The organism is Synechocystis sp. FACHB-383, from assembly GCF_014698605.1.
GTDB lineage: Bacteria > Cyanobacteriota > Cyanobacteriia > Cyanobacteriales > Microcystaceae > Synechocystis > Synechocystis salina.
This window is the reverse complement of the sequence record NZ_JACJTJ010000029.1, coordinates 1-18,211: the sequence shown is the minus strand read 5'-3', so window position 1 is coordinate 18,211 and position 18,211 is coordinate 1. Positions and strand designations below refer to the sequence as shown.

The following is an 18,211-nucleotide window of genomic DNA, read 5'->3' as shown; positions in this document are numbered from 1 at the left end:
CGGCAAAACTCTCCTTTTCCCCATTGCTTATTTGGGGAATTTGATGATGGCCAAAATTATCTCGTCAACCGGGCAAATAATTTTTCCAACTCCACCCAGACGAACATTAAACTGCTAAAACCAAAACAAATCAGTAGTTGCTGGGGGCTGAGCCAATCAGTACCAAAGAAATTTCTCAGAGGTTCAACGTACACTAAGCCCAATTGCAGCATGGTGGTGACAATTACGGCTCCCCAGAGGTAGGGATTGGTCAAAGGGTTCATTTCTATGGTTAAACGGTGGCTGGAACGCACCGCAATGGCATGGCCCATCTGGGCAATACAAAGGGTAGTGAAGACCATGGTTTTCCAACTGCCCGGCACACCGGCTAGCTCAGTGGTGTGATAGGCCAAGAGCATGAGGGTGATGGTAACCACAGCAAAAACCAGACCGATGCGGATAATATAGGCCCCCAATCCCCGCGAAAAAATACTTTCCTGGGGACTAAAGGGGCGACGCTGCATAATGTTTGGTTCCCCCGGTTCCATGGCCAAAGCTAAGGCTGGTAAGCCATCGGTGACCAAATTCATCCAAAGGATTTGTAGGGGGGTGAGGGGCACCCCAGACAACCCCAGCAGGGGAGCGGAAGCAATGGTGATCACTTCCCCCACATTGCTGCCCAGAATGTATTTAATGAAGCTACGGATGTTGTTATACACCACCCGCCCTTCCTCGGCGGCGGCCACAATGGTGGCAAAGTTGTCGTCCAACAAAACCATGTCGCTGGCTTCTTTACTGACATCGGTGCCAGTGATGCCCATGGCAATGCCAATGTCGGCTTGTTTGAGGGCCGGGGCATCGTTGACCCCATCGCCGGTCATGGCCACAAAACGATTCCTGGCTTGGAACGCTTTGACAATGCGTAGTTTATGTTCGGGGGAAACCCTGGCAAAGACACTCACCTCTTCCACCTGGGCTTCTAGATCGCTTTGTTGTAGCTGTTCTAAGGTTTGCCCTGTCAAAAAACGATCGCCGGCTTGGTTAATGCCCAGATCCTTGGCGATCGCCAGGGCGGTGAGGGGATGATCGCCGGTAATCATCACAGTGCGAATGCCAGCGGCGAGGGATTTTGCCACTGCTAGCCGCACCTCTGGCCGGGGCGCATCCAACATGCCCACCATCCCCAACCAAACCAAATTTTCTTCGGCGGCAATCAGATCTGGGGTGCTGGGAATCTGGGGCAGGGATTTACAGGCAAAACCCAATACCCGTAACCCCCGACTGGCCATGAAATTGTTATCACTCAAAATTTGTTCTTGATGTTGGGGGCTAAGGGGCACCCCATGGCCAGCGATGTGAATCTGGTTGCACTGGGACAGTAGCAACTCCGGCGATCCTTTGGAAAAAATTAAGTAGGGTGCCGACGGTGAAGCCAAGGTCTGCAAAATCCTCGATAAATCCGGTAAATGGAGATCCTCTTCGCTGGGGACTTCCACCACCACTCCCATGCGTTTACGTTCCGAAGAAAAAGGAAATTCTCCCCGGCGGATAAAACTAGGCCGCAGTTGTGCCTGGTCAAAGCCAAATTTCCTAGCCAGAGCCAGTAATGCGCCTTCGGTGGGGTCGCCAATAACTTGCCACTGCACTTCCCCAGGATTGCAGCTCAGGTCAGAATCGTTGCAGAGGATGGCGTTGAGACACAGGAGTTGCAGCGCTGGGGGCCATGGCCCGGAGGTAGTCCTCTGTTCCCCGTCCGATAGGTTGATAATGTTGCCCTGGGGTTGGTAGCCTTCTCCGCCAATACTGAGGCGATCGCCATGGGTCAGCACCTCCCGCACCACCATTTTATTTTGGGTGAGGGTGCCGGTTTTATCGGAACAAATCACATTGACGGATCCTAGGGTTTCCACTGCCGGTAACTTGCGGATCAGGGCGTGACGTTTAATCATCCTCTGGGTACCCAGGGCCAGGGTAACCGTAATCACCGCTGGTAAACCTTCTGGCACTACTGCCACCGCCATGCTCAGGGACGTTTCCACCAACTGTCGCAGTTGTCCCCAGCCACTCTGCCAAACCCCCAGAATAATTACCACCGCCACCAACATGAGGGAACCAGACACCAGGATGCCGGCCAAATTTTCCATTCGTTTTTGGAGGGGGGTGGGTTCCGGGGCCACGGTCTGTAACATCTGGGCGATTTTGCCTAATTCGGTGGCCATGCCAGTGTTGGTAATCACCGCTCTGCCCCGGCCTTGAATAACTTCGGTGCCGGAAAAGACCATATTTTGGCGATCGCCAAGGGGGGTATCTAGGGGTAAGCCGCTCTTACTGACAATTTTTTCCACCGGCTGGGCTTCCCCGGTCAGGGCCGATTCCCGCACCAATAAATTAGCTACTTCAATTAGTTGCCCATCGGCACAGAGTTGACTGCCCGCCTCCAGCAAAATAATGTCCCCCGGCACCAAGCTGGCCGCTTTAACTTCCTGGCGATCGCCGTCCCGTACCACCTGTACCTTGGGAGAAGCCATTTTTTTTAGGGCTGCTAAGGCCTTTTCTGCCCGACTTTCTTGGAAATAACCCAACAAGCCATTAAGAATGACAATGGCAAAAATAGCGATGGTATCCTTGAAGGGCAAACCCTCCGTCTGGGATTGTTCTAGCCGTAAACTGAGCAGGTCTAAAACCCCGGAAATAATTGCCACCCCGATCAGCATCAACAACATCACATTGGTGAACTGGTCAAGCAAAATTTGCCAATTATTACGACCGGCGATCGTGGCAATTTCATTCAGCCCATGGGTACGTCTTCGTTCCACCACAGTCTTTTCCGCCAACCCCCGATGGGGGACAGTGGTCAACCGGCGTAGGGTTTTTTCGATGCCATAGCTATACCAAGCCTCGGCCTTGACTGGGGAGACGGACACATCAGGGTCAGACATTAAAAAGTCAGCTTAAATTTGGCTTCTAATTTGTTCTAACGGACTATTTTCTATTTTAAAGGCCGGCTTTGGGGGCCTACTACAATTGACCGTAATTGTTTACACTGAATTTCAAGCTTGTTTATGAGTTGAAATACTTAGAGACCCTTCCCATGCCCAAAAATATCGTCGTTGCTCCCTCAATTTTGTCAGCGGACTTCAGCCGCTTAGGTGAAGAAATTAAAGCCGTGGACGAAGCTGGGGCTGATTGGATCCACGTTGATGTGATGGACGGCCGCTTTGTGCCCAATATCACCATTGGCCCACTGATTGTGGACGCTATTCGTCCCTTGACCAAAAAACCCTTGGACGTTCATTTAATGATCGTTGAACCGGAAAAGTACGTCGAAGATTTTGCCAAGGCCGGTGCTGACATTATTTCTGTCCATGTGGAGCACAACGCTTCTCCCCATTTGCATCGTACCCTTTGTCAAATTCGGGAATTGGGTAAAAAGGCCGGGGCGGTGCTCAATCCTTCTACTCCCCTTGATTTTCTTGAATATGTATTACCCGTCTGTGATCTAATCTTGATCATGAGCGTCAATCCCGGCTTTGGTGGTCAAAGCTTCATTCCCGAAGTGTTACCCAAAATCCGTGCCCTACGCCAAATGTGTGATGAACGGGGCCTGGATCCCTGGATCGAAGTGGACGGTGGCCTCAAACCCAATAACACCTGGCAAGTGCTAGAGGCCGGAGCCAATGCCATTGTGGCCGGTTCCGCTGTGTTCAATGCCCCCGATTACGCTGAGGCGATCACCGGAGTGCGAAACAGCAAACGTCCGGAACCCCAACTACTAACGGTGTAAACCTGGACCGATGGACAAAATAGGGAAACTAGGGGGCGTTGTTCAACCCCCATTTCCTGCCACAACAAAATCCCAGGAAGGAATCCCCCGGGACCATTGTGAGGTGAATTGCTTTTTTCACCTCTGCTTAATTTGGCGATCGGCGATCGTTAACCCCCAGCTACGGCGGGCACAATACTTACTTCATCTCCTGCACTCAGGGTTGTGTCTGTACCTTCCAAAAAGCGGATGTCTTCTTCGTTGACGTAAAAATTGAGAAAGCGGCGGGGTTTGCCTTCTTCGTCGCACAGCCGGGCCTTAATACCGGGACAACTAGCTTCTAGAGCTTCAATCAACTGCCCTACGTCAGCGGCTTCACAATCAATGGTGGCTTGACCACTGGTGAACTTTTGTAGCGGAGTCGGAATAAGAACTTTAACCGTCATGATATTTGCAAAAAAAAGAGGATTGCTCAACCGGGGCAAAGCCGGTGAAACCACTAGATCGATTAGACCGCTAAAGTCCCTTCAACGTCAAGTTAGTCACTGTGAACCAATTCCATCCTAGGATACTAGATTTGGAATTCAAAGCAGACTTAAAGTGGTTCATTATAGCTAATGTAGCTTGCCGCAAAAAATGTTAAGGTTAATCACTTGATCGACAAGTTAAAGAATTGTTGCAAGTCTTATTTTTTTAAAGTTATTTTGTGAGTGGGGAATCAATAAATTTATGTTATCTCCAGGTTTTAATTTCAAACCCGTAAGTGATTTTTTATTTACTTTAACAAGATTAACAATATCAATAATAGAATTTTAAGTTAGTTGTATGACTATGAGAGTTCAGCTTGGTCTTGATATTCCAAAACATCAAAATCAATTAAAGCCTATCTTTGCAAGACATGAGACATTTCATCCCCGTTTTGGTTGGCTAAAAAAAGGATTTGATCGTGCAAAGGCTAATTCGCGTATTTTCTTGGTAGAAGATGCACCAATGTTGCTCGGAGTCGGGAAGAATATGGTGCGGTCAATTCGCTACTGGTGCGAAGCCTTTAAGTTGTTGGAAGATGATCAACCAACGATTTTTGGAGAGGCATTACTGGGAGATCAGGGATGGGATTCTTATTTGGAAGATCCCGCATCGCTATGGTTATTACACTGGAAGTTACTGGAAACGCCATGTTTAGCCTCGGCTTGGTGGTTCACATTTAATCAATTTAATCGTTTGGAATTTACCGACCGTGACTTGTTGGATGCGTTATTAGATTACGGCGATCGCCTATCGGGGAATATTGCTGAGTCTTCCCTAAAAAAAGATGTCAGTTGTTTGCTTAGGATGTATGCTAAGCAACCTAATGTTAAAAAGTTTATTGCCAGTGAAGAGTCATTAGATTGTCCTTTTGTGGATTTAGGATTGATTAGTCCAGCCGGTGGCAATCATTATTTGTTCCGTTTAGGATATAAACCCACCTTAGTCCCTGAAGTCATTTTGTATGCAGTCTTGAACTACGCTCAGCGAGTTAATGAAACGGCGCGGACAATTCCTTTAGCCAAGCTCCTTTATGATGAAGGGAGTCCGGGAATGGTTTTTAAGTTAACAGAGAGTAGTTTATGCGGTGCAATAGAGACAGTTGGCCGTAGCCACAACCAGTTAGGGCTAGAAGATGCGGCCGGTAAATTGCAATTCTGGTTTGATTCAGAGCCGATAGCATTAGCTAACCAAGTCCTAGAAACCTATTACGCTGATATTTAGTATTTATTGATTTAAGCAATCGTGACTACCCTAAGCCAATACTTCCAGATACATCGCCGTTATTATCGTTCAGTCAATTTAGAACGAGATTTAGGCAAAGCAAGCACGGTTGAAGGTTATGTTCTTACAGAGCGTTCTACGGCGACATTAGAGCGGATTTTACCTGCATTCTCAAAATCTAAGACCCATCGTGCCTGGACATTGACAGGGGTATACGGAACGGGAAAGTCTGCCTTTATTCATTTTTTAGCAAGTCTTTGTACGCCAAAAAATACGGAAGTTCATAACGTTGCTGTCACAATTGCAGAGCGATTTTTGAAACCGACAAACCCGATTCTAGAGGCGATCGCCGCTTTGCCTAACCAAGGCTTAGTGGTGGCTTTTGCAACAGGTCAACAGGAACCCTTAACCTGGACATTGGCCCGTGCATTATCCCAAGGGGCAGAGGACTTTTTTTCAAAAAATCAACGGGCAGATAAATTACTGCGTCAACTCACGGATTGGAAATTTGAAGCAGAGACAGGGGATCGTCAGGTTACGCCGAAGTCTATTTTACGGGCGATTAAAGAGTTGGTGGCGATGGCCAATACGCCGTTGTTAATAATCGTGGATGAATTGGGCAAAAACTTAGAGTATGCTGCCCAAAATCAAGGGATTACAGATTTATATCTTCTTCAACAATTAGCAGAATTGTCGCTCACTGGGGAAAACCAAGTTTACTTTATTGGTCTACTTCATCAATCTTTTGGGGGCTACGGCGATCGCCTGTCGGTGACAGAGCAGAATGAGTGGAATAAGATTCAAGGTCGATTTGAAGATATTCCGTTTACAGAATCACCAAATCAAATGACTCGATTAATTGCTCAGGTGATTGATCGGGAAAAGGCTGAATCAATCCTAGAGACGGTTCAAGAAAAAAGTGGGCAATGGCATCAGACATTATCGGGTTTAATTGGCGATCAGGAAACAACACCGGAGTTATTGACACGAGTTTATCCGCTGCATCCGCTCACAGCGTTTGTATTACCGCTTTTATGCACTCGCTATGCTCAAAATGATCGATCACTGTTTACGTTTTTAACGAGTGATGAACCCCATTCTTTTAAGCACTTTTTAGAGACGATTGCTATTGACTTTAGTTTACCTACCCTAAAACTTCATCATTTATATGACTATTTTGTAGAAACGGTGACGGGATTGGCGTCTCGGTTGAATCTGCAACGGTGGGTAGAAATTCAAGGATTAATTGAAGATGCTCGTGATCAATCTCCCCAAACACTCGAAGTTCTGAAAACTGTGGGGATTTTGAACTTGGTAACAACGACAGGCAACCTGAAGGCAACTTCGGCGTTAGTTACTTGGGCGTTATGTGATCAAGCAGACAGTGAGCAATCTGATTACTGGCAAGCTGAAATTGAAGGGTTAATGCAAAAGGGTTTAATTACCCATCGTCGCCAGTTGGATGAGTTACGTATTTGGGAAGGATCTGATTTTAATGTGGAGTTGGCGATCGCCGAACAGATCGAAAAGAACCGCAGTCGTCTAGCTGATTTATTGCAAGAAGTCTATCCATTAAAGCCTTTAGTTGCCCAGAGACATTACAATCAAACAGGTAATTTGCGTTATTTTGAGCAACGTTACACTGATGGAACTGAACAGTGGGAAAATTTAACCTGTTCCGATCCAAGCTTTGATGGTTTAATTCTTTATTGGCTGGATACTGAAATTATTCAAGATCCTCCCAAATTAACAGCGGATCATAAACCGCTAATTCTGATCGCTATTCATAGTTTTGATTTACTGAGAACACGGAGTAGGGAGTTTCAGGCACTTCAAATTATCTATAAAAATGCCCCAGAGTTACAAAATGATGGTGTTGCTCGTCGTGAAGTTCGACATCGACTACTAGAAGCTGAACGTTTACTAGATGAAGCAATTGCAAAAGCATTTAGTTGGTCATCTAGTAAAAATAAATGCTGGATAACAGGGGAGGTTGTAATTGTTAAACATGCGCGGACTTTGCAGTCAAAACTTTCGGCGCTTTGTGATCAGATTTATGTAAAAGGTATTCAACTCGATAATGAACTGATCAATCGACGAGAATTAACCTCCCAAGGTAGTAAAGCACGGCGCGAGTTAATTGTAGCGATGATCGAAAAAAGTGAATATCCACGGCTAGGTTTGGAAGGTTATGGCCCAGAAGTGACCATGTATGCATCATTGCTAGAAGTAAGCCATATTCATCGTCTATTTATGGATGATGAATGGGGATTTATGCCGCCTAAGCCGGAATCTGGTCTTGCTACGGCTTGGGAAGCAATTGAAGATTTTTGTATGGAAGCTAAGGAAAAACCCAGGACACTAGATGGCCTATACAAAAAAATAGAGCAACCTCCCTATGGAATTAAACAAGGTGTTATTCCAATTTTGTTGACTGCGGTTTTAATCCATCACATGGATGATATTGGCATTTATCAAGATGGGACTTTTATTCCTTTGTTAGGGGTGGAGCATCTTGAGCTATTGATACGTTATCCAGAGCGGTTTGCGGTCAAGTCATTTGAAATTGCAGGTATTCGCGCAGAAGTATTTAAAGAACTAGAAAGTATTCTCAAATCGCCGAATTTAAAACCAGTTGGTGCGATGCGAAATACTACTCTTTTAACGGTTGTATCGCCTTTATACCAATTTGCCAAAAAACTTCCTCGTTATACTCAGCAATCCCAACAATGTTCTCCAGAAGCCAGAAAAACTCTGTCAATCTTAAAAAAAACTGTTGAACCCGATGAACTCTTATTTGTTGGAATTCCTGAAGCTTTAGGACTCGAACCGATTTTAACAGATAGTGATGAAAATCAAACTCATAAAGCCCAACTATTGAAAAGAAAACTAGTTGAGGTTTTAAAGGAAATTCACGGAGCCTATGATGCATTGTTATCTCGCTGTCAGTTTTTAATTTATCAAGCATTTGGAATTCAAAAAGATTCCATTAAACTTCGAGAGGATTTGGGAACTCGTTCCAAATTTTTATTTGATCAATGTGTTGAACCATTACTGAAACGATTTTTAATTGCTGCTTGTGATCACAGTGTTCCAGATCGACAATGGTTGGAAGCGTTGCTAATGATTATTGCAGATAAGCCAGCAGAGTCATGGACGGATCAAGATGAAACTCAGTTTGAGATCAAGTTAGCGGATATATCACGCCGCTTCAAAAACTTAGAAGCATTACAGAAAGATATTGAGCCGAAGGGAGATACCTACGAAGCCCGCAGAATAACGGTTACTCGTCCTGATGGGCAAGAGGAAAATCGAATGGTGTGGATTGAACGCCAACGTAAGGCCCAGGCTCAGGAAACACTCAATAGAATCTTAGGGGAGATAGACAAGGAAGATCCTCAGTTACAGCAAGTTATCCTGATGGAATTAATGGAAACTCTCCTAAAACGATTAGATAAAGAGCAATTAGGCAAATTAAAGCGAAAAAATCGCCTCAAGGAATAACAAGGAATGACAGGGAAAATAAAAGTTACATATACCATAGAAGGTAAGTTGTTGAGTTTTGTAAATTAATTTGTTTGGCTTTATGATTTAGGTGTTAACATACTGGCTTGAGTCCCATACCATTGGGGTAATGCGTGAGTAAAAAAGTACGAAAAGTTCTAGGACTATCTGGAGGCAAAGACTCAACGGCCTTAGCTGTGTTACTGCATAAGGAAATTCCAGATTTAGAGTATTTTTTCTGTGATACCCATAAAGAGCTTCAGGAAACCTATGATTATCTTGATCGAATTAAGGCTAGGTTAGGGATCAAAATTAATTATCTGAGCGAAAATCGAGGATTTGATCACCTCCTAGATCTTCATGGTGGAATGTTGCCATCACCTCAAATGCGCTGGTGTACGAGCATGATGAAAATCAAGCCATTTGAAGATTTTGTTGGTGATGATGATGCCATCAGTTATATAGGCATCCGAGCGGACGAAAATCGAGATGGTTACATCTCAACAAAGCCAAATATAAAACCAGTGTTTCCTTTTAAGGAACGTGGCTTAGTGAAGGCAGATATTATCCGCATCCTTGAAGAGAGTGGGATCGGAATGCCAGATTATTATCGATGGCGTAGTCGTTCAGGTTGTTTTTTCTGCTTTTTCCAGCGTAAGTATGAATGGGTAATGCTGGCAGAGGAACATCCAGATCTGTTTAAACAGGCGATCGCCTATGAAGAAAACCACAGTGATGGCCGTACCTATACCTGGACTCAGGGGGAAACGCTACGGGAGCTTTTAACTAGAAAGGAAGAAATTGTTGCAAAGCATAAAAAAGCAATGCAACGAGAAACAAAATCTGCTCCAAATCGACCTTTATCAGAAGCCTTAGAAAGTGTTTTAGAAGAAGAGGATATGGGACTACCTTGCTTAGCATGTCATTTATAACTTTAAAAAATAAAAAATTTTATTATGGAATTTTCTAAAGAGACTTTAAGAAATTTTTTTAAAGAAGAAGCACGAGGGGCTATTGTTTTACCAGATTTTCAAAGAGACTTTGTTTGGAGTATTGAAAAACAAAAAAAATTGCTTTCCTCTTTGATTGTTGGTTTACCGATCGGTAGTGTATTAATTCTCAAGGGACGTAAAGATGACTTTCCATCTCGAAAATTAGGTTTTGCTATCTCCTCAGAACCAGTAGAAGAATGTAGATTTTTATTAGATGGTCAACAAAGACTTTCCTGTATTAAAAGTGTGTTTGATGACTTATGTTTGTCAGGTAAAGATTCATGGAAAGATACATGGAATCAATTATATCGTCCTCTAAGATGTCGATGGTTTTTAAGAATTCATATAGCTTCAAGTGAAGATGATATTTTTGGTTTTGAAAGCTTGAGATTTAACAAAGAATCTTTATCTCAGTACGAGCCTGAGCAACTCCAAGATTATATTTTTATTTATCAAATTCTTGTTAAAGATGCAGAAGAAAAAAATTATCATCCTGCATATGTTCCGAAAGATAATGATAATAATTTAATTGAAGATGATAATCAAAAAGCGCTTGCTCTCTCGAAACAATTTGCAGCTAAAAAGCTTGTCCCTTTATATGAAATTTATAAAAAGGGCTCTGACAGTACTTCTATACATAAACGAGTGTTAAAGCAAATCGCCAACGAACAACGAGAGCATCTTCTTGCAAAAATCAAGGACAATAAGATAAATGCCAACACACTTCTCGGTCATATTGAGCCTGGCATTAACAATGATTCTTCTGAATCTGATCTTGATGATGCGCTACGTGATTTAGCCGCTCAGTGGTCAACAGATATTAACGCTGCTCTAGAAAGCTTATTAGAAATTGAGCTTCTAGAGACTATTTTACCAACAGATGAAATCGCTAGAGCTGCTGCAATTTTTGAAACGATAAATGAATCGGGGACACCTTTAAATAACTTTGATCTTATTGTTGCAAAAACAGCAAGAGCGGGTACTCGATCATTGGTTGATACACTAAAAGACTGGTTATCTCAAGAGTTTAAAATACCAGAAAGTTTATCCGGTAATTCTACGAGCACTTTAATTGATTGGAAGCCAGAATTAATAAAAGTACTTAAGGATAATTCTCTAGATAAAGTTTTCCAAGAAGAATTACTTAATATCTTGTCAATTGTTTCTTTTTCTTTAAGTAAGGATTTTAATATTGACAAAATAAGTGTTGATTATATTAAAAAGAAGAAGATATTGAATTTAAAGCCAGACCAGATTATGGCAAATATCTATATTGCTGTATCTTCTTTGGTCAAAGCCCTTTCTTTTGTTCAGTTTCGATGTGGTATAACTTTCATTGGTGATCTGCATTACAAGCTTATGCTTTTACCCATTGCGTACTGCTTTTTTCAAAGCGATTTGAAATCCTTGAAAGAAGAAGAACAATTAGACAATACTCAGGTTTCATTAGAATTATCTTTTAATTATGACGATACCTTACTAAACAAAATCGAATACTGGTATTGGCTTAGCTTATTTTCTGGTCGTTATAGAGATAGGCAAAATGAACAATGTATTGAAGATCTCAAAAAGTTGTATAAATGGTGTTTTATTGAAGATTATGAAAACCCATTTAAGGCAGACGAACCTAATGTCTTGAATAAAGATGATTATGCAACAAAAGCATTATTGCTACATCAGCAAGAAGAAAACCTGCCATCCACAGCTATTAAAACTGCAATTCTTCAATTTATCTTGAGCAAAAATCCAAAAGACTTTTTACTTAAATTAATTGATTATGGTGATTTATCTTCCCAGAGGTTGAGCTCATGGGAGATTGCTAAGGATGAGGACAAATCACTAGAAACGCATCACATTATTCCTTTAAGTAAAGCAACGAAGATTGAAGAAAGTACGAAAACTCTTAGAAAAGATAAAAAACATATTCTCAATTCGCCATTAAATCTTACTTATATTTCTAAAGTTGCTAATCGAAAGATTAGTGATTTATCCCCTAAGTTATACCTTGAAAAATTAACAAGTATTTCTCTAGATGATCATATAATCCCTACCTCGATGGAGAGTAAACTAAAACAAGCTCCAAATAGTTTTAACAATGATTTTTATTCAGAAGTTTTAGAGAGTAGATTTGATGAATTGAGCAGAAACGTAAAAAGTAAATTAGAAAAACTTTTAGAGGTCGAATAAAACGTGGAACTATATTCTCTGTTAAAAGCTAATTCAGGAAAAATATCTAGTCTGCTTGATCAAGACACATCAAAGCTCTTGCAAGCTCTAGGTTATAGTTCAGATAACTATATAGAAAATTATTTAATTAAAACTATTGATGCCAAAATTTTATTAATCGAAAAAAAAACAAGAGATATTATTTTTTCTTTGCTGAGTGCTAAACAACAAAAGATTCTTGCTACTATATTAGATTTATCATATGATAATGCTGAATCGTTAGAGTCAATTAAAATACCAAAAGGTTCTGAAAGAGAAAGAGATTTATTTCGTTTTTTTGAAGTGCCTATTCAAAGTAATCATCAAGAGATAAACATAGAAATTATTTCAGAGGAGATTTTATATCCTAAATATAGTTTATTTGCCCATCAACGTCATGCGGCTTTCAAGATAAAACAATATCTAAAGAAAGATCCCTATCGAGTAATTCTCCACATGCCTACCGGGGCAGGTAAGACTCGAACAGCGATGAATATTATTGCTGATCATTTGAGAGCTAATGAACCTACACTGATAATTTGGCTAGCCTATAGCGAAGAACTTTGTGAACAAGCCGTTCAGGAATTTCATAAAGCATGGAGTTTTCTTGGCGATCGCCCCCTATCCGTATATCGATTTTGGGGGAAGCATGATTTAGATTTAGCTAATATTCGAGATGGGTTTGTTGTTGCTGGACTCTCGAAAGTTTATAATTCAACAAAAAAAAATATTCAGTTTATTAATCAACTAGGGGCACGCTCTTCTTTAGTTATTATTGATGAAGCACATCAAGCAATAGCTCAAACCTATAGTTTAGTTTTAGATGCTTTAGTTGTTCCCTATGAAAAAAATGCTCTCCTAGGATTGACTGCAACTCCAGGAAGAACGTGGAATAATATTAATGCTGATGCCAAACTTTCCAAATTCTTCGCTAACAATAAAGTTACTCTTGAAGTAAAAGGATATGACAGCCCAGTTGATTATTTAGTTGATCAACAATACCTTGCTAAAGCAAATTATCGTTCCTTATTTTATGACAGTGGTGTAGAACTTAGTCTGCAAGACATAGACAAAATTCATCAACAGTTGGAAATTCCGAATGCTATTCTCAAGCGACTAGAAGAAGATGAGCAACGCAACTTACGCATCATCCTAGAATTGGAAGATCTAATTCAACGTCATCAACGGATTATCTTTTTTGCAATATCAGTACACCACACCAAAGTGATTTCTACCGTGTTAAAAGTGAGGGGGTATTCAGCCGAAGTTGTCACAGGTGAAACTCCTAGAGTTGACCGAGAAAAAATTATCAGTAATTTCAAGAATGATGACCCAGAATCTAAAATTTTATGTAATTACGGGGTTTTAACCACTGGATTCGATGCCCCGAAAACAAGTGCCGCAGTCATTGCCAGACCAACCAAGTCTCTCGTCCTCTATAGCCAAATGGTGGGTAGAGCTATTCGAGGGGTTAAAGCCGGAGGCAATGAAACTGCCGAAATTGTTACTGTAGTTGATAATCAGCTCCCTGGTTTCGGATCTGTTACAGAAGCTTTTCACAATTGGGAAGACGTTTGGAGGAAAAAACCATGACCCAGAAAACTCATGAAATTGTACCTGCTCACCTAGCTGTTACTGCAATGCGAGATAACGGCTATAAAAATGCTGCCTATGCGATCGCGGAATTAATGGACAATGCCATCCAAGCAGGAGCCACTCAAGTAGAATTACTTTGTGGTGAAGTCAAAAATAAAACAGGACAAAGAGCCACTAATCAAATTCATCAAATAGGTGTGTTAGACAATGGCAGTGGCATGAGTGCCGATGTTTTACGCCTTGCCTTACAATTTGGTAATGGCACATATCTAGAGTCGAATAAACATACGGGTATTGGTCGCTTCGGCATGGGATTACCCTCATCTTCGATTTCCCAATGCCAGAGAGTTGATGTTTGGTCATGGACTGATAGTGTAGAAAATGCGCTTTATACCTATTTGGATATTGATGAAATCAAAGAAAAACAAATTACGGAAGTTCCTACGCCCACTTCAAAACAAATTCCTCAAGTATGGCGACAAGTAGGGAAGAGTTTTCGTAACTCAGGAACTTTAGTGGTTTGGTCAAAAATTGATCGCTGTATGTGGCGTACAGGCAAGGCAATTATCAATAATTCAGAATTATTAATTGGTAGGATATACCGTCGCTTTCTTCATAAAGGTGATGTTCAAATTAGACTGGTCACTTTTGATTTGGAGGACTTATACTATAGCTCTAAAATTGATCAAAATGCTTTACCGAATGATCCAATGTATTTAATGGAGAAAACATCTTGTCCGGAGCCCTTTTCAAATCGTTCCATGTTTATTCCTTGGGAAGATAGTGAAGATGATATTGTAAAATTTCCTTATCTTTTGAATGGCAAAGAGCATATTGTTTCAGTTAGATTCTCCTATGCCAGCGAAGAGGCTCGTCAAGGTCAAAATCCCGGTGGAAAGCTTCATGGTAAACACGCATCAAAAAACTTAGGCGTTTCAATTGTCAGGGCTGGAAGAGAGCTAGAGCTTGATGCGGGAATGGTAAATACCCACGATCCAACTGAGCGTTGGTGGGGGGTTGAAGTCGAATTCCCTCCTGCCCTCGATGAAATTTTTGGTGTAACTAATAATAAACAATCTGCACGCAATTTTAAAGAATTCCTTGAAATAGACTTAGATTCATTAGTAGAAGATGGCAAAACTATTCATGAATATATCCAAGAACTAGAGCAAAGTAACGATCCCAACGCTCTATTGATTAAAATTGTTCATAAAATAGATAATAATTTGTCTTTAATTCGCAAACTATTAAAAAATCAAACCAAAGGTACAAGAAAAGACAATTCTAACAAACGCCATGATCCTTACAAAGTAGAAGAATCAGCAACTCTTGTGACTAGAGAGCGTCAAAGAAAAGGCTATGCTGGAGAAAGTGATAAAACAGAAATTTTACCAATACCTCAAAAGAAAGCGGAAATTAAAGAGACATTAATTAATGATGGATTTACAGAAACTCAAGCAACAGAAATCGCAGATATCACTGTAGAAAATAATTTCAAATATACTTGGACAAAAGCTTACCTTGACGATAATGATGCATTCTTTTCTGTTAAATCTAAAGGGGGTTCTGTGATGGTCACCCTCAATATGAATCATCCGGCATATAACAATTTAGTTGAAATTTTAGAAAAAAATGTAGAAGATGCTGACATCGAAACTCTAAAAAATAGATTGATTAATGCATTAGATGGTCTAGAATTACTCATCATGGCTTGGGCAAGATATGAAGACGAATTACCTCCAGGAGAATTAAAGCAAAATGCAAGCCGTGCTAGGAGAGATTGGGGTTTAGTTGCTGGAGAGTTCTTGAGAAGCGAATAATGTATCAAGACCTAGGTAATAATATTCTGTCTCGTACAGACAATACTAAAATTGAATTGGTATTAGTTGCTCCCTTTATCAAACAAAGTGTACTGTCTCAAATTTTAGATAAAACTTCAGAAAACATTGATTTGATAATTGTCACCCGATGGATTCCTGAAGAAATTCTTGGAGGCGTTAGTGACATAGAAATTTGGAATCTAATTAATGATCGTGAAAGATCTCAGTTGTTTTTATGTCAATATTTACACGCAAAATATTATCGTTTTGATGACTTGTGTTTACTTGGTTCAGCAAATTTAACAAATCGAGGCTTGGGATTTAACAAACAATCTAATTTAGAATTACTTATTTGTTGCTCATTTACCGATAAGTCTCTTCAAGATTTTGAAGAAAATCTTATTTCTCAAAGTTTTTTAGTCACGCAAGATATTTATGAAGCCTATAAAAATCTGATAGAAAATATTGATATTAAGCTTGAACTTAACTCTCCGTCCAACTTCTCCATATTTGAAGTCAATCCTAATTGGATTCCATTATTGAGAAATCCGCAAGAACTTTACCTTGCTTACTCTGATCAATGGGAACGGTTGACCACAACAGGCAAAGAACTGGCAAAACAAGAACTAGAATATCTTTCTTTTACCCAAGGATTATCAGAGAAAAATTTTAACTTGTATATTGCTTTAGCTTTAAAACAAACACCGATTATCCAGTACATAGATAAACATTTAAATAAGCCTCGCAGATTTGGCGAAATGAAGAATATTATTGATCACTTTTTAACTGAAATAAATCTTAGCTTAGACTCTTCTCATACATGGCAAACTTTAATGCGATGGTTATTATATTTTTTACCGGATTGCTACTCTTATAAGGTCTTTAACTACTCGGAAGTTTTTTATCGCTGTAAAAAATGATTTACCTGGATTACCATGCCACAACCCCCGTTGATCCCAGGGTTGCCAAAAAAGTCTTGGCATTTATGACTAATCAATTTGGAAACGCTAGCAGTGTTGACCATGCCGTTGGTGATCATGCTCGTGTCGCTGTTGATCAAGCTAAACAACAAATCGCTGAACTCATTAACTGCCGCCCCAAGGAAATTATTTTCACCTCAGGCGCAACCGAGAGTGTTAACCTTGCTATCCAAGGCACAGCCCTAGAAAGGCAACAGCAAATTCCCCGCATTGCCATCTCCGCCGTCGAGCACAAAGCCGTTCTTGATACCTGTCGCCACCTCGAAAAACAAGGACGCATCGAATTGATCGTTTTACCCGTTGATTCCCAAGCAAATCTCAACCTCAATGAAATCGAAGAAGTCTGTCACCAAGGCTTAGACCTGCTCTGCGTCATGGCAGCCAATAATGAAGTCGGAACCATCTACCCTATTGAATCGATTGCGGCGATCGCCAAACGCTACTCTGTTCCTTTCCTCTGTGACGCATCCCAGGCGATCGGTAAAATTCCCATTAATTTTCAGGATCGGGGTATCACTCTGCTGGCTATGTCTGGCCACAAACTCTATGCTCCCCAAGGCATTGGCGCACTCATCCGTAAAACTAATCATCGCCTTGAACCCTTATTTTTGGGTGGTGGACAGCAGCAAGGACTACGCCCTGGCACATTAAATCTTCCCGGCATTGTTGGACTCGGTGAAGCCTGTCGTTTACGTCAATTAGAAATGGAGGTCGATGAAACGGCGATCGCTCAAAAACGAAATTATCTCCAAACCAGGCTCCAAACAGTCATTCCAGAGATTATCGTTAACGGCAACCAGTCCCAACGTTTGGCGGGAAACCTGCATATCGCCATTCCCGATATCCCCAACAGCGCTATCATTGCCCGAATTCGGGAGCAAATAGCCATTTCCACTGGCTCAGCTTGCTCCAGCGGAACAATTACGCCATCCCATGTGTTGAGAGCGATGAATCTCCCTGATAACTTCATGGATGGAGCCTTACGGATTGGCATAGGCAAATTTACAACCGATGCAGACATTGAACAAGCAGCGGATATTCTGGCTAAAGTGATTCAAGCCGTACAAATATCTTGGAATTGACTAAATAGGTAAATAACGAATCCGAATTTTTTCATCATCAACAGATAAAATTGCTCCGGCTTCTAAATCTTGTAAACCAGAAACGTTGAATGGTATTTATGTGCCACCGAAAAATAAGCAGAATAACCCTATAGCAAAGCAAATTCATCACCTTAGTGCTAACTCCCTTAGCCAGTGTACATAGCTTATTTTTTCACACATGAAAGCCTGTAGATAACGTAGTTTATCTAACATTGTTGTACCTGCTTCTTTCGGGATTACCAGTAATTTCAGTATCAAATAAGCAATTATACAGGTATAAATTTGAATCGCAATTGCATTCTCATTTTTGGCAATCAGCCTATTCAGTTTTAAGTGCATTTTTAAGAATTTCCATAACAATTCTATTTGCCATCTTTTTTTATAAATTTCTGCTATTTCTTCATCACTAACTCCTTCTATTTCTGTGCTTTTTATAGGTAAATTTGTAACTAATCTAAACTCTGAATTATCATGGGTAAACATTACCACCCTACTCTCTATTTTATTCTTTCCAGTTCCA

The 18,211-nt window shown here is 41.0% G+C and carries 12 protein-coding genes; 9 read left to right on the top strand and 3 right to left on the bottom strand.

Annotated features, from left to right (window positions below):
• Positions 1-56: 56 nt before the first annotated feature.
• On the bottom strand, positions 57-2,918 hold the full coding sequence (locus tag H6G45_RS06700) for a cation-transporting P-type ATPase (RefSeq protein WP_190597687.1): 2,862 nt from the start codon (positions 2,916-2,918) through the stop codon (positions 57-59).
• Positions 2,919-3,070: 152 nt separating this feature from the next.
• On the opposite strand from H6G45_RS06700, the gene rpe reads away from it, so the two are divergent.
• A complete protein-coding gene (gene rpe / locus H6G45_RS06695; protein WP_190597686.1) occupies positions 3,071-3,763 on the top strand; it encodes a ribulose-phosphate 3-epimerase in 693 nt (230 codons plus the stop codon).
• 149 nt (positions 3,764-3,912) lie between these two features.
• On the opposite strand, the gene H6G45_RS06690 is transcribed toward rpe, so the two are convergent.
• Positions 3,913-4,242: a MoaD/ThiS family protein gene (locus H6G45_RS06690; protein WP_190597685.1), complete on the bottom strand. Its 330-nt coding sequence runs from the start codon at positions 4,240-4,242 to the stop codon at positions 3,913-3,915.
• Positions 4,243-4,573: 331 nt separating this feature from the next.
• Here H6G45_RS06690 and H6G45_RS06685 point away from each other — a divergent pair, with 331 nt between their 5' ends.
• From H6G45_RS06685 to H6G45_RS06650, 8 genes are all read left to right on the top strand, one after another.
• Positions 4,574-5,491 carry a DUF4007 family protein gene (locus tag H6G45_RS06685; protein WP_190597935.1) on the top strand — a complete coding sequence of 306 codons (918 nt, stop codon included), beginning with the start codon at positions 4,574-4,576 and terminating at the stop codon, positions 5,489-5,491.
• Positions 5,492-5,512: 21 nt separating this feature from the next.
• The gene (locus tag H6G45_RS19355) at positions 5,513-8,995 is read left to right on the top strand and encodes a hypothetical protein (protein ID WP_242018080.1); all 3,483 of its coding nucleotides are present in this window, start codon (positions 5,513-5,515) and stop codon (positions 8,993-8,995) included.
• Positions 8,996-9,129: 134 nt separating this feature from the next.
• Positions 9,130-9,927: a phosphoadenosine phosphosulfate reductase family protein gene (locus H6G45_RS06675; protein ID WP_190597684.1), complete on the top strand. Its 798-nt coding sequence runs from the start codon at positions 9,130-9,132 to the stop codon at positions 9,925-9,927.
• 24 nt (positions 9,928-9,951) lie between these two features.
• Complete coding sequence (locus tag H6G45_RS06670) at positions 9,952-12,174, top strand: DUF262 domain-containing protein (protein WP_190597683.1); 2,223 nt, start codon at positions 9,952-9,954, stop codon at positions 12,172-12,174.
• 3 nt (positions 12,175-12,177) lie between these two features.
• On the top strand, positions 12,178-13,785 hold the full coding sequence (locus H6G45_RS06665) for a DEAD/DEAH box helicase (RefSeq protein WP_190597682.1): 1,608 nt from the start codon (positions 12,178-12,180) through the stop codon (positions 13,783-13,785).
• The gene (locus tag H6G45_RS06660) at positions 13,782-15,608 is read left to right on the top strand and encodes an ATP-binding protein (RefSeq protein WP_190597681.1); all 1,827 of its coding nucleotides are present in this window, start codon (positions 13,782-13,784) and stop codon (positions 15,606-15,608) included. Before H6G45_RS06665 ends, H6G45_RS06660 begins: the two co-directional genes overlap by 4 nt.
• Positions 15,608-16,528 (top strand): phospholipase D family protein, encoded by a 921-nt coding sequence (locus H6G45_RS06655; protein ID WP_190597680.1) that lies wholly within the window; start codon positions 15,608-15,610, stop codon positions 16,526-16,528. Before H6G45_RS06660 ends, H6G45_RS06655 begins: the two co-directional genes overlap by 1 nt.
• A complete protein-coding gene (locus tag H6G45_RS06650; protein WP_190597679.1) occupies positions 16,525-17,670 on the top strand; it encodes a cysteine desulfurase family protein in 1,146 nt (381 codons plus the stop codon). The genes H6G45_RS06655 and H6G45_RS06650 overlap by 4 nt, the downstream gene beginning before the upstream one ends.
• A gap of 147 nt (positions 17,671-17,817) precedes the next feature.
• On the opposite strand, the gene H6G45_RS06645 is transcribed toward H6G45_RS06650, so the two are convergent.
• Positions 17,818-18,211, bottom strand: a 394-nt coding sequence (locus tag H6G45_RS06645) for a transposase (protein WP_190597678.1), incomplete at its 5' end; no start/stop codon positions are given.